General features: G+C 70.4%; 13 protein-coding genes. 10 read left to right on the forward strand and 3 right to left on the reverse strand.

Features of this window, described 5'->3' with window-relative positions:
• The 9 genes from H5J26_RS31055 to H5J26_RS22525 form a co-directional block, all read left to right on the forward strand.
• Positions 1-583 (forward strand): hypothetical protein (locus H5J26_RS31055; protein WP_419183836.1); only part of this gene is annotated, 583 nt, incomplete at its 5' end.
• Positions 580-1005 (forward strand): roadblock/LC7 domain-containing protein, encoded by a 426-nt coding sequence (locus H5J26_RS22490; protein WP_181767749.1) that lies wholly within the window; start codon positions 580-582, stop codon positions 1003-1005. The genes H5J26_RS31055 and H5J26_RS22490, both read left to right, overlap by 4 nt.
• On the forward strand, positions 1002-1367 hold the full coding sequence (locus H5J26_RS22495) for a DUF742 domain-containing protein (protein ID WP_181767750.1): 366 nt from the start codon (positions 1002-1004) through the stop codon (positions 1365-1367). The genes H5J26_RS22490 and H5J26_RS22495 overlap by 4 nt, the downstream gene beginning before the upstream one ends.
• A 133-nt stretch (positions 1368-1500) precedes the next feature.
• The gene (locus H5J26_RS22500) at positions 1501-2043 is read left to right on the forward strand and encodes a GTP-binding protein (RefSeq protein WP_309238026.1); all 543 of its coding nucleotides are present in this window, start codon (positions 1501-1503) and stop codon (positions 2041-2043) included.
• Complete coding sequence (locus H5J26_RS22505) at positions 2040-3368, forward strand: cytochrome P450 (protein WP_309238027.1); 1329 nt, start codon at positions 2040-2042, stop codon at positions 3366-3368. Before H5J26_RS22500 ends, H5J26_RS22505 begins: the two co-directional genes overlap by 4 nt.
• A complete protein-coding gene (locus tag H5J26_RS22510) occupies positions 3344-4618 on the forward strand; it encodes a cytochrome P450 family protein (RefSeq protein ID WP_181767752.1) in 1275 nt (424 codons plus the stop codon). The genes H5J26_RS22505 and H5J26_RS22510 overlap by 25 nt, the downstream gene beginning before the upstream one ends.
• Before the next feature lie 235 nt (positions 4619-4853).
• Positions 4854-7808: an AfsR/SARP family transcriptional regulator gene (locus tag H5J26_RS22515; protein ID WP_181767753.1), complete on the forward strand. Its 2955-nt coding sequence runs from the start codon at positions 4854-4856 to the stop codon at positions 7806-7808.
• A 224-nt stretch (positions 7809-8032) separates the two neighbouring features.
• Entirely contained in the window at positions 8033-8281 is a 249-nt protein-coding gene (locus H5J26_RS22520) for a hypothetical protein (RefSeq protein WP_210771643.1), read from the forward strand.
• A gap of 207 nt (positions 8282-8488) precedes the next feature.
• Positions 8489-8638: a hypothetical protein gene (locus tag H5J26_RS22525; protein WP_181767754.1), complete on the forward strand. Its 150-nt coding sequence runs from the start codon at positions 8489-8491 to the stop codon at positions 8636-8638.
• Positions 8639-8737: 99 nt separating this feature from the next.
• Here H5J26_RS22525 and H5J26_RS22530 read toward each other — a convergent pair whose 3' ends face one another.
• Positions 8738-9271 carry a hypothetical protein gene (locus H5J26_RS22530; RefSeq protein ID WP_181767755.1) on the reverse strand — a complete coding sequence of 178 codons (534 nt, stop codon included), beginning with the start codon at positions 9269-9271 and terminating at the stop codon, positions 8738-8740.
• Between the two features lie 206 nt (positions 9272-9477).
• Here H5J26_RS22530 and H5J26_RS22535 point away from each other — a divergent pair, with 206 nt between their 5' ends.
• A complete protein-coding gene (locus H5J26_RS22535) occupies positions 9478-10248 on the forward strand; it encodes a hypothetical protein (protein ID WP_181767756.1) in 771 nt (256 codons plus the stop codon).
• Positions 10249-10348: 100 nt separating this feature from the next.
• Here H5J26_RS22535 and H5J26_RS22540 read toward each other — a convergent pair whose 3' ends face one another.
• Together H5J26_RS22540 and H5J26_RS22545 are read right to left on the reverse strand one after the other, a co-directional pair.
• A complete protein-coding gene (locus tag H5J26_RS22540; protein WP_181767757.1) occupies positions 10349-10732 on the reverse strand; it encodes a VOC family protein in 384 nt (127 codons plus the stop codon).
• Between the two features lie 39 nt (positions 10733-10771).
• A partial coding sequence (locus tag H5J26_RS22545; protein WP_181767758.1) for a PQQ-binding-like beta-propeller repeat protein occupies positions 10772-11981 on the reverse strand: 1210 nt, incomplete at its 5' end.

The raw sequence follows: 11981 nt of genomic DNA on the forward strand, positions 1-11981 counted from the left end.
CGGTGAGCGTGGTGACGAGGCTGTCGAGACCGCTGTCATCGCCGGACACGAGAAGTACGGCGACAACGGGGGCCAGGGAGACGAGGGCATACCGAGCGACGGGGACGTCGCCAACTCGTCTGCGGTGAGCGGTGCGTCCGGAGCAACGGAGAGCGACGGGGGCGCGGCGGGGGCCGGGCCACCCAAGAGCGCCGGCGGGCCCAAATCCCGTAAGGGCAAGGGCAGTCGCGGCAAGAAGCCCGGGGCCCGCCCCCGGAGCAACGAGGCCCCGGCGGGCGAGCAACCGGCAGAGGCCTCGAACGAGGAACGTGCCGCCGAGACGTCAGGCAGGAGGTCTGAAGTGACACCCGCCGAGACGTCAGGCGGGAGCACCGAGGAGACCCCTGCCGGAGCGTCGGGCGGGAGCACCGCGGAGACCCCTGCCGGGTCATCGGGCGATACCTCGGGCGACGCCACCCGCGCGGCAGCCGTCCAGACCTCGGATGACGCCTCCGCCCCGGCCTCGGAAGAGATCCCGACCCAGAACACCGAAGACACCCACCAAGCCGATCGCCGTGCCTCCGAAGGGAATCCACCCGCATGACCACCTCCGCGCACCGGTCTGTCCGGGAGGACACCTCCTGGGTGCTGGCCCCGCTCCTCGAACTGCCGCACGTCATCCACGCGGCGGTCATCTCCGGCGACGGCCTCATCGAGGGCCGCTCCCCCGACCTCCACCAGGACGCGGCGGAGGGTGTCGCCGCGATGCTGTCGGCCCTGCAGGGCGCGGCGCGTACGACGACGGCGGCCTTCGCGGGCGACTTCGACGTCCAGCTGCGCCAGACCGTGGTCGAGTCCGATCACGGCTGGGTGTTCGCGATACCTGCCGGCGAGAACACCTGCCTCGCCGTGTTCGCGGGCAGGGAGGTCAACATGGGGGTCGTCACACACCACATGCAGGTCCAGGTGGCCACCCTCGGCTCCAAGACCATGAACAGCCCGCCGCGGCAAGACAGTTCGTCGTGAGCCCGCCACCGCGCGACCACAGACGGCTCGTACCCGCCTATCTGGCCACCACCGGCCGCGCCGTTCCGACTCGCAACACCCTGGACCGGCTCACAGTGCTGCACGCCCCGGCCGACCCCTCGACGGACGGTCTCCGTCCGGAGGGGCGGCGGCTGCTGGAGCTGCTTCAGCCCGGCTCGCTCTCGCTGGCGGAGGCCGCCGCGCATCTGCGGCTGCCGCTCAGCGTGGTCAAGGTCCTGGTGGCCGATCTCGTCGACGCCGGCCGGTTGTCCGCCCGCGCCCCCGTACCCGAAGCCGAACTGCCCGAACGGCAGATTCTGGAGAAGGTTCTCGATGGACTCCGCACTTTCAAGTCCACCTGAAGGCGACCCCGACCCGGAGCCTGATCCCGACCCTGATCCCGGCTCTGACCCCGACCCTGATCCCGGAAGGACTCCGCACCCGCACGCCGGCCACGGCGTTGCCTACCTCCGGGGCGGGAGGGACCAGACTCTGGTGAAGCTGCTGGTGGCGGGCCCGTTCGGGGTGGGGAAGACCACGTTCATACGTTCCCTGTCGGAGACCGAGCCGCTGCACACCGAGGAGATCATGACCCGGCGCAGCGCCGGCGTCGACGACCTCTCCGGAGTCCGCGAGAAGTCCACGACGACGGTCGCGATCGACTTCGGACGTCTGACGCTGCCCGAGGATCTGGTGCTGTACATGTTCGGCACGCCCGGCCAGCGGCGCTTCCGGCAGCTGTGGCAGGACATCGCCCGCGGCGCACTGGGCGCGCTCGTGCTCGCCGACACCCGTCGGCTGTCGGACTCCTTCGAGGTGATGGACATGATCGAGGAGGCAGGCCTGCGGTACGCGGTCGCGGTCAACACCTTCCCCGACTCGCCCGTGCACCACCCCTCCACCCTCCGCGACCACCTCGACCTCCTCCCTGACACGCCGCTCGTGCTGTGCGACGCGCGCGACCGCGACCAGGCCACCGACGCGCTCATCGCCCTCGTCGGCCACGTCATCGCCCTCACGCCCCAGGAGACCGCGTGACCTCTCCCCCCACGTCCGGCCCGTCCGGCACGGACGGCACCGGCCCGCTCCACGGCGTCATGCCGGCCCCCAAGGCCTCGCCCCGCCATGAGGTGCCGAAGCTGTACGGCCCTGACTTCGCCGCCGACCCCTACGCGGTCTACGACCGGCTGCGCACGTACGGAGCGCTCGCACCGGTCGAGATCGCACCAGGCGTCGGAGCGATGCTCGTCATCGACTACAGGGCCGCGCTGGACCTGCTGCACGACCCCGTCACCTGGTCCAAGGATTCGCGCACCTGGCAGGAGACCGTCCCGGCGGACTCCCCCGTGATGCCGATGATCGGCTGGCGCCCCAACGTCCTCTTCAGCGACGGCGAGGAGCACGAGCGCTACCGCAAGGTGATCACGGACGGCTTCGACCGCATCCCCCCGCAGGACCTGCGCGCGCTGGTCGTGGAGACGGCCGACGCACTCATCGCCCGCTTCGGTGCGGACGGCGAGGCGGATCTGATCGGGCAGTACGCCCGTGTGCTCCCGCTGATGCTCTTCAACCGCCTCTTCGGGCTTCCCGATTCCTACGGCGACCGGCTCATCTCCGCCATCGCAGGGATGCTGGAGGGAAACACCCCGGAGGAGGCGGCGGAGGCGAGCGCCGCGTTCGAGGGCTACGTCGGCGAGCTGATCGCTGCGAAGAAGCAGGCGCGCGGCCAGGATCTGACCTCGTGGTTCATGGATCACCCCGCGGAGCTGAGCGACGAAGAGGTCATCCACCAGATCGTGCTCACGATGGGCGCGGGTCACGAGCCGACGACCAACCTGATCGGCAACGCTCTCGCCCGGATGCTCACCGACGACCGCTACTACAGCACGCTGTCCGGCGGCGCGCTCACCCCGCGCGACGCCATCCACGACGTGCTGCAGAACGAGCCGCCGATGGCCAACTACTCGACCCATTTCCCCAAGCGGGACGTCTACTTCCACGGGAACTGGATCCGCACCGGCCAGCTCGTGCTCGTCTCCTATGCCGCGGCCAACACCCAGCGCGGCAGGGCCCACGCCGGTACGGGTGCCGGGGCCGGCGGTTCCGGGGGCGGCGCACATCTGGCGTGGTCGGCAGGCCCGCACTCCTGCCCCGTACGGCGGTCCGCGCTGCTCATCACCACCACCGCGATCGAGCGGCTGACCGCGTGGCTCTCCGACATCGAGCTGACCGTTCCGCACGGCCGACTCGCCTACCGCCCCGGCCCGTTCCATCGCGCCCTCACACGGCTGCCCGCGCGATTCACCCCGATCAGCCCCGACCAGGCAGGAGCCACCCCATGGGAGAGCACGGCCAACCGGTAGCGCCCACCGGTCGGTTGGAGACGTCCGCCGACCGGCCCGTCGTCATCGACCCCGCCGGAGGCGACATCCACGCAGAGGCCGACCGACTCCGGGCGTTCGGCCCCGCCGCCCTCGTGGAGCTCCCGGCGGGTATCCACGCCTGGTCCGTCAGCAGCATGGAGCTGCTCAAGCAGCTGCTGACGGACCCCCGCGTCTCGAAGGACCCACGTCAGCACTGGCCCGCCTGGCAGCGGGGCGAGTTCCACGACAGCTGGATCCGGTCGTGGGTGGGTGTCACCAACATGTTCACCTCCTACGGCGCCGAACACCGCCGTCTGCGAAAGCTGGTCGCACCCGCTTTCACCGCACGCCGCACCGAGGCGATGCTGCCGCGCGTGGAGCGGATCACCGGGCAGCTGCTCGACGCGATGGCGGACCTCCCGGACGGCGAACCGGTCGATCTCCGGAGCGCCTACGCACATCCGCTGCCGATGGGCGTCATCTGTGAACTCTTCGGCATACCCGACGACCAGCGCGCCGAAATGGCGCGCCTCGTCGAGCAGATCATGGACACCTCGGTGACTCCGGAAGAGGCGGCGCGTACAGCGCAGGAAGTGCAGCGCGCCTTCGGTGCACTCGTCGCCCTCAAGCGCGAGCAGCCCGGTGAGGATCTGACCAGTGTGCTGGTCTCCGCCCGTGACGACTACGGCTCGCGGCTGTCCGAGGCCGAACTCCTCGACACGCTGCTGCTGGTCATCGGCGCTGGGCACGAGACGACCGTGAACCTCATCGGCAACGCGGTGCACGCCCTCCTCACCCACCCCGACCAGCTGCGGCTCGTCCTGGACGGCAAGGTCCCGTGGAACGACGTCATCGAGGAGACGCTGCGCTGGGCACCGAGCATCGCCAATCTGCCGCTGCGCTACGCCGTCGAGGACATCGAGCTGCGAGGCGGTGTGACCATCCGTCAGGGTGAGGCGATCCTGGCCACGTACGCGGCCGTCGGCCGTGATCCCGGCCGGCACGGAAGGGAAGCCGGGCAGTTCGACATCCGCCGGACCGACGTCGAGCACCTGGCGTTCGGACACGGCGCGCACTTCTGCCTGGGCGCCCCGCTGGCCCGCATGGAGGCACGTACGGCACTGCCCGCCCTCTTCGGACGCTTTCCCGGGCTGCGCCTGGCGGTTCCCGCCGAGGAACCAGAACCGGTCGGATCGTTCATCGCGCACGGCTACCTGACGCTGCCCGTGCTGTTGAAGGGGAAGCGCTGACGACGGCTGTCCGAGGCCGGAGCGGGCCCGGTCTGTGCTCGAGTCGTGGCCGGGCGATGGCGAACCGCCCCCTTTGCCCCCGCAGACACATCGTGCCAGTAGCACACCAAGCGCCCTTGTTCCGCACGAAGTTCGAAGGTGTCGTAGAGGACATGGTGCCGTGCTGACGTAAAGCTGACAGGCAAGGCAGACTGACCTCTGCGGGGGAGAACAAAGCGGAGCGCAGGGGGCAACCATGGGCGCCGAGGGGAACATCGGCCGCGAGACCGAGCAACAGGAGCACCAGTTGTGCTTCGCCGTGCTCGGACCCGTCCGAGCCCGGCGTGGTGATCAGGAACTACTCATGGGTTCCCCTCAGCAACGCGCCCTGCTCGCCGCCCTCCTGCTTCGCGGCGGCCACACCGCGACGGCGGAAGAGCTGATCGACGCCATCTGGGGCGAGGACCCGCCTGACCAGGCGAAGGCCGCGCTGCGCACCTACGCCTCGCGCATCCGCAAGGCGCTCGGCTCCGACGCCGAGGTGCTGGTGAGCGAGTCCGGCGGATACGCGATCCGGACGAACCGCGCCTACACCGACGTCGCCCTGGACCTCGACATCGCCACGGCACACGTCTCGGACGCGGAGAAGTCGGCGGCGAGCGGCGACCGTTCACGCGCACGCGACGCCTACGCGACCGCGCTCGAGCAGTGGAGCGGTGAGCCACTGGCACACGTGCCGGGCCCCTTCGCGGAGCGGCACCGTCACCGTCTGAGCGACTGGCAGCTCTCGCTCCTTGAGCACCGACTCGACCTGGACCTCCAGTTGGGCTCCCATGCCCACGCCGTCTCCGAACTCACCGCGCTGACAGCCGCACATCCGCTGCGCGAGCGCCTCCGTGAGCTGCTCATGCTCGCCCTCTACCGCAGTGGCAGGCAGGCCGAGGCGCTCGCCGTGTACGCCGACACCCGGCGCATGCTCGCCGACGAGCTCGGCGTCGACCCGCGTCCGGAACTCGCCGAGCTCCACCAGCGCATCCTGGGTGCTGACGACAGCCTCGCGCTCACGCCCGACGAACCGGCGGGGCTACGCGCGTCCAAGCCCGCACAGCCCGCTCAACTTCCCGCCACGGTTGCCGACTTCACTGGACGCGCCGCGTTCGTCACGGAGCTGCGGGACCAACTCGCCCAGGCCGAAGGCACGGTGATGGCCGTATCGGCGGTCGCGGGCATCGGCGGAGTGGGCAAGACGACCCTGGCCGTGCACGTCGCACATGCGGCGGCCGAGCACTTCCCGGACGGTCAGCTCTACGTCGACCTTCAGGGCGCGGGTCCTTCCGCGACCGAACCGGCGGCGGTGCTGGGCGCGTTCCTGCGTTCGCTGGGCGTGGAGGACGCCAGCATTCCGGAGGGCGTGGAGGAAAGGTCCGGGCTCTTCCGCTCGCTTCTCTCCGGCCGCCGTGTGCTCACCCTGCTGGACAACGCACGCGACGCCGCTCAGGTCCGTCCCCTGCTGGCAGGTGCGGCCGGCTGTGCGGCCCTGGTCACGAGCAGGGCGCGAATGGTCGACCTCGCCGGCGCCCATCTGGTCGACCTGGACGTGATGAGCCCCGAGGAGGCGATGACGCTCTTCACGCGCATCGTCGGTGAGGAGCGCGTCTCCGCCGAGCGTCAGGCCGCCCTGGACGTGGTCGGTGCCTGCGGATTCCTGCCGCTGGCCATCCGCATCGCGGCGTCACGGCTCGCGGCCCGCCGTACCTGGACCGTCTCCGCACTCGCTTCGAAGCTCGCCGACGAACGCAGACGCCTCGACGAGCTCCAGGTCGGCGACCAGGCCGTCAAGGCCACCTTCGAGCTCGGCTACGGACAACTGGACGCCGAATCCGCTCGCGGCTTCCGCCTGTTGGGCCTCGCCGCCGGACCTGACATCTCTGTGGACGCCGCGGCAGCCCTGCTCGACCGCCCCATCGAGGTGACCGAGGCGCTGCTGGAGTCCCTGGTGGACGCGTCCCTGCTGGAGTCCGCAACACCCGCCCGTTACCGCTTCCACGATCTGGTGCGCCTCTTCGCCCGTGCCTGCGCCGAACGCGACGAACAACCGCCGTCCGAACGGGAAACGGCCGTCGATCGTCTCCTGGACTTCTACCTCGCCACGGCCTCAAAGGTCTTCGTGCTCGAGAAGCCGGGTGAGCGCGGAGCCGACCATCTCACCCAGCCACGTACCGCCGGTTTGTTCTTCCCCGAACGGGACTCCGCGCTCGACTGGCTCTTCTCGGAAGCCGATTGCGTCCTCGCCTGCGTGGAGCAGTCGGCCGAGCGCGGCCTGCTGCGCCACGCCGCCGATCTATTGATCGCGATCAAGGACTGCGCCGACTCCGGTGTGCACTCCCTGCGTTACGAGCGAGCAGCGATGACGGTGCGCGATGCCGCCCGTGCCGCTGACGACACCATGGCCGAGGGCCGCACGCAGACCATGCTGACGCATGTGCACATCGTCGCCGGACGCTTCGACCAGGCCGACAGGGAAGCGGAGCGAGCAATGCTGCTCGCGGAGGCGGCGGGCGACCCGCTGGCGGGCTGCTGGTCTCTGAACGACCGCGGCATCATCGCCAATTGCCAGAACCGCTTCTCCGACGGGGAGTCGTTTCTGCTGCGGGCGATCGAGGCCTGCCGCAGGGACGGGAACAGGCCGAGTGAGGCGAGCGCCCTCTCGAACCTCTCGCACATCAACTTGTCTCTGGGCCGTACGGAGAACGCCATCCAGCTGGCACGCCAGGGCCTGGAGATCTACGAGAGCCTGAATCACAGGATGCGGATGGCCAACGGCAGGTACGCGCTCGGGCGGGCCCTGACTCTCGGCGGACGCATCCCGGAAGGACTCGACCAACTCAACCGCGCCGCTTCGCTGTTCCGTGAGACCCGCCAGCCCCTGTGGGAAGGCGTTTCGCATTTCCGCATGGCCGAGGCTCACTTGGCGGCGCAGCGCCCGGCGCAGGCCGCAGGTCACGCGGAACAGGCCCTCGCCCTGCGTGGGATCGGCGGCGAGTGGATGCGCGGGAGGATGCTCACGGTCCTGGGCCGCGCGCTTGTGGCTCTGGGACAGCGTGACCGCGCACGCGTCTGCTGGAAGGACGCGCTGGCCGTGTTCGACGACATGGGCTCCTCGGACGCGGATGAGGTCCGCGGGTTGCTGACACCGGCCCCAGCTGCGTAAAAGGCCAGCGCGAGGCGCACTTATCCGTCGTTCATCGATCGTTTATCGCGGCCCGTCATTCTTCTTACATCGATCCGTCGCGTCGGGGGGCAGGCGGATCACGGGGGAGGTCGCTGTCCGGTTATGGTGAGCGGCCCAAACGCCCGCCCGGCGACCCTCGGGGGAGTCGCTGGGCGGGCACGTCAGCACAGCACAACCGGCCACCAAGCCAGGAGAGTTCGGTCATGAGCGAGACAGCACAGTCCTCAGTCAAGGACTTCGAAGACGAGATCCAGGCCACCGGCACCGACGAGAACCACACGCCCATCGCACCGGCGAAGAACAAGGCCGCGGACGGCGACGGCATCACGACGATGGAGAACCACACACCCATCGCACCGGCGAAGGACAAGGCGAAGCCGGCGGACGACGGCGACGTCACCACTCTGGAGAACCACACTCCGATCGCCCCGCCGAAGGGCGACGGCAACTAGACCACATCCACGGGGGACACAGCTGGCTTGGCGTCAGCGGCACGGAGGGGGTGTCGCTGCCGCCAAGCCTTGCTGCTTGAGCGGTCGTTCAGAGGGAATCCTGATGATGCACGTCGCCCTCGGGACCAGTCGGCGACGGCACCAGCAGCCCGGCCATGTGCCGAGTTCGATGTCAGGTACAGAACACGGGTCCTCGGAGGAGACAGAATGCTCAAGGTCGTAAGGACGCTCGTCATCTGCTCGTTACTGATAGCTGGAGCGGTCTCTCCAGTGGTGGCCGCCGACCACGCCCACACAGGGGCTGTGACGGCGAGCGGCATTCACGTCAACGACACCACGGACGGACACACACCCTGACCAAGCCTTGCAGAAGCAGAAGGGGGCGGGCCGGAAACGGCCCGCCCCCTTCTGCGTTCCCTCAGCGCTCACACGCCGGACGCTCCGCCTGCCGCCCCGTCAGCTGACGGAGACGACCTCGCACTCGGAGACCTCATCGAGGCGCTGGGGGTTCTCCATCGGTACGTCCACGCTGCTGCTCCCGTTGCCGCTCACCGTCACGCTGGCCGACCCGGCGTCGACGACGGTGTCGGAGGTGTCGCGGAACTCGACCTTCACGCGGAGCGTCTTCGTCCGGCCGGTGGTGTTGCTGACGTTCACCACTGCCTTGGCCCCGTCGCCGGTTGCCGCCGCGCACTCCTCGACGGTGCCGTCCGTCGAACCCCTGCTGTGGCGCGACCCGGTGGTCCCAGTGGTCGTGTTGTGGCGCGACCCGCGGCGGTAGCCGTCCCCGTAGCCCTTGCCGTAGTCGCTGTCGCTGTCACTGTCGTAGCGGCTGCTGTTGTTGTGGCTGCTCGAGCTCGAGCTGCTGCAGCCGCCTCCCTTACTGCTGCTACTGCCGCTGCGCCCGCCTCCCTTACGGGCAGGGCTGAAGCCGCTGAGCGCCACGAGCACGACCGCGACGGCGGCGATGAGCTTGAGATGGCGTGACATGGATGAGAACCCCCGAAGTCGTCATGGTCACCGGGGCGGACGCCCCTGTGCGGGGACGCGTCCGGTGGCCAAGGGGTTCCCCCGGGCGTACGGTCGTTTGAAGGAGATTGTGAAGGGCCTTGTGAAGGACGACGCACCCTTCGGTGTCGGCCGTGCCCGCCCGTGAGAGCGGGAGGCCCGGCGCGCCGGGAAGCGAGGCGAAGCCGATGGTCCGGAACCTGTTCGGTGTCCTGCTCGCACTGATCGGCGCCGCCGCGGCCGCCTTCAGCCCCTTCCGCGCGTGGTACGGCGGACGCCTCGGCCGTAACTTCCGCGTCGAGGACCTCTTCACCGGTACCGGCATCACGAACGTCCAGGCCAGTCTGTACAACGGCCTCTTCCTGCCGATGCTCGTCGCCGGCGTCCTCGCTCTGATCGCCGTGCTTCTCCGGTCGCGGTTCGTCGTGATCGTGTCGGGGCTGATCGTGCTCGGCTTCACCGCGCTGTGGCTGGTCCGTCAGGGTCAGGACGCCGGTGGGCTCAGCTTCGGCGGGAACGGCATCGCCGAGGGCGTGGGCTACGCGGTCGGCGGAGGTCTGCTGCTGCTGATCGCCGCGGTGGTGATGAGCGGACGGCGTCCACGCGGCACCCGGCGCCGCGGAGCGCACGCGCGCGTCGACCGGGGCGACCCCTACGACGACTACGAGCCGTCCGAGTCACCTCAGCCGTACGGGCCCTTCGGGACGACGAACGGGCCGCACGGCGGATACCAGGCGGACGACGACGGCTTCGGGCCGCCGCCCGGTGACCACGGGCCCGCTCGCTACGAGGCCGACGCCACTCCGGCCGAGGAGTGGGACCCGTGGGGACGGCCGCCCGGCGCCCCGCAGCAGCCCCCGCAGGGACCGCAGCAGCAGCCGCCCGGACCGCCGCAGGGCCCCTCGGACACCCAGCGCATCCCGAGGCGCCCGGACCATCGGCGGGACCGCCCGTCCTGACCACGCCCCACGACCGGGCGGTCCGACGCAGGCGCCCGCGTTCCGGAATGGGCGCCCGCGCCTCAGAGACCGGGCAGACCAGGCAGACCGGCCGGCGCCCTCAGTGACCGGGCAGGAAGAAGCAGAAGGGATGCCCGGCCGGGTCGAAGTGGACGCGTACGCCCTCCTGCGGCTGGTGTTCGGCGACGACGGCCCCCGCCTCCACGGCGTACGCCTCGGCGACATCCAGATCGTCGACCTCGATGTCGAGGTGGGCCATCATCTGCTGGTCACCGGGAGCGGCCGGCCAGGCGGGCCTGACGTGGCCGGTCTCGATCTGGAAGTTGAGCCCGGGCCCGCCGTCGGGAGCCTCCAGCATGACCCAGTCCGGCTCGTCCCACTTCACCCTCCAGCCCAGGATCCGGTGGTAGAAGTCCGCCAGCGCGCGGGGATCGGGCGCGCCCAGCACGACGCCCGAGAGCCTTGTCCGCGGTCGTTCGGTCACGGTCGTCTCCTCGCACGAAGATGTGACACGAAGATGTGATCAGCCTTGTCTGGCCTGCCCGGTGCCCTTCTCCGCGTCCAGGGCGTAGACGCAGCGGTCCTTGCTGCACGCGTAGACAACGCCGCGTTCGACCACGGGCGACCCCGTGATCTCGCCACCGGTGGCCAGCTTCCAGCGGAGCTGACCGCCCACGGCGTCGAGGGTGTAGAGGCAGTGGTCGGCCGATCCGAAGTGCACTCGGCCCTGGGCCACCACCGGTGCGCCCACCACGTCGCCGCCCGCCGCGAACCGCCATCGGGGCGTGCCGCTGACGGCGTCGAGCGTGTAGAGAGCGCCTCCGCTGCCCAGGTGCACGAGCCCGTCCGAGACGACGACCGGCTCCGACGAGTGCCGTGCCTCCGTGGCGATGCGCCACCTGTCCTGACCGGTGACGGCGTCCAGGGCGTAGACCGTGCCCAGGTAGTCGGCGAGATAGACGCCGCCACCCGCGACGGCCGGCCCGTGCGCCAGAGCCGGAGGACTGAGGAAGGCGGCCGGGGCGTCGAAGCGCCAGCGCTCCACGCCGGTGGCTCCGTCCAGCGCGTAGACGCGGGCGCCTGCGCACACGTAGACCGTGCCGTCCTCGGCGGGCGTCAGCCGCAGGGCGACGCCGCCGGTCGCCGAGGTGTCGCCGACCGGGTACGACCAGCGCTCGGCGCCGGAACGTGCCTCCAGGGCGTACAGACGGCCGTCACCCCAGGTGTAGACGATGCCGCCGTGTATCGCCGGACCGCCTTCGGGCGTCTCGAAGTCGGCCTGGGCGCCGGTCAGTTCCCACAGCTTCTCGCCGCTCGCGGCCTCCCACGTCTGCACGCCGCCGCCCCGGGTGCCGGTGACGATGGTGCCGTGGTCGACCTGCAGCGAGTAGACCCAGCCGTCGGTTGGCACGCGCCAGCCCTCGGTGCCGTCGCGAGCGTCCAGGGCGTACAGGCTCGGACCGTCGGAGGCGTGCACACGGCCGCCGGCCACGGCCATGGACCACGCCACCTCGCGGGTCTTGAACTGCCGCCGCCCGCTGGCCACATCGAGGGCGTGCACCTCGAAGGAGGTCACGTAGAGAAGGTCGTCGGCGACGACCGGCGTGCCCCACACGTCGTTGGACATCCGGAACCGCCACGGCCGCCAGCGCTGCGGCTGCGGCTGGCCCGCGTCGGCAGCGGGACCGGGCGGCGGAACCGTTCCCGCCGGAGGTGCAGCCTCACCCGGGACA

Source organism: Streptomyces albidus (ex Kaewkla and Franco 2022) (genome assembly GCF_013870515.1).
GTDB lineage: Bacteria > Actinomycetota > Actinomycetes > Streptomycetales > Streptomycetaceae > Streptomyces > Streptomyces albidus.

Excerpts from the sequence above, each read along its gene's own strand:
- H5J26_RS22490 (WP_181767749.1), top strand. The coding sequence starts at position 580 with ATGACCACCTCCGCGCACCGGTCTGTCCGGGAGGACACCTCCTGGGTG.
- H5J26_RS22510 (WP_181767752.1), top strand. The coding sequence starts at position 3,344 with ATGGGAGAGCACGGCCAACCGGTAGCGCCCACCGGTCGGTTGGAGACG.
- H5J26_RS22515 (WP_181767753.1), top strand. The coding sequence starts at position 4,854 with ATGGGCGCCGAGGGGAACATCGGCCGCGAGACCGAGCAACAGGAGCAC.
- H5J26_RS22520 (WP_210771643.1), top strand. The coding sequence starts at position 8,033 with ATGAGCGAGACAGCACAGTCCTCAGTCAAGGACTTCGAAGACGAGATC.
- H5J26_RS22525 (WP_181767754.1), top strand. The coding sequence starts at position 8,489 with ATGCTCAAGGTCGTAAGGACGCTCGTCATCTGCTCGTTACTGATAGCT.
- H5J26_RS22530 (WP_181767755.1), bottom strand. The coding sequence starts at position 9,271 with ATGTCACGCCATCTCAAGCTCATCGCCGCCGTCGCGGTCGTGCTCGTG.
- H5J26_RS22535 (WP_181767756.1), top strand. The coding sequence starts at position 9,478 with ATGGTCCGGAACCTGTTCGGTGTCCTGCTCGCACTGATCGGCGCCGCC.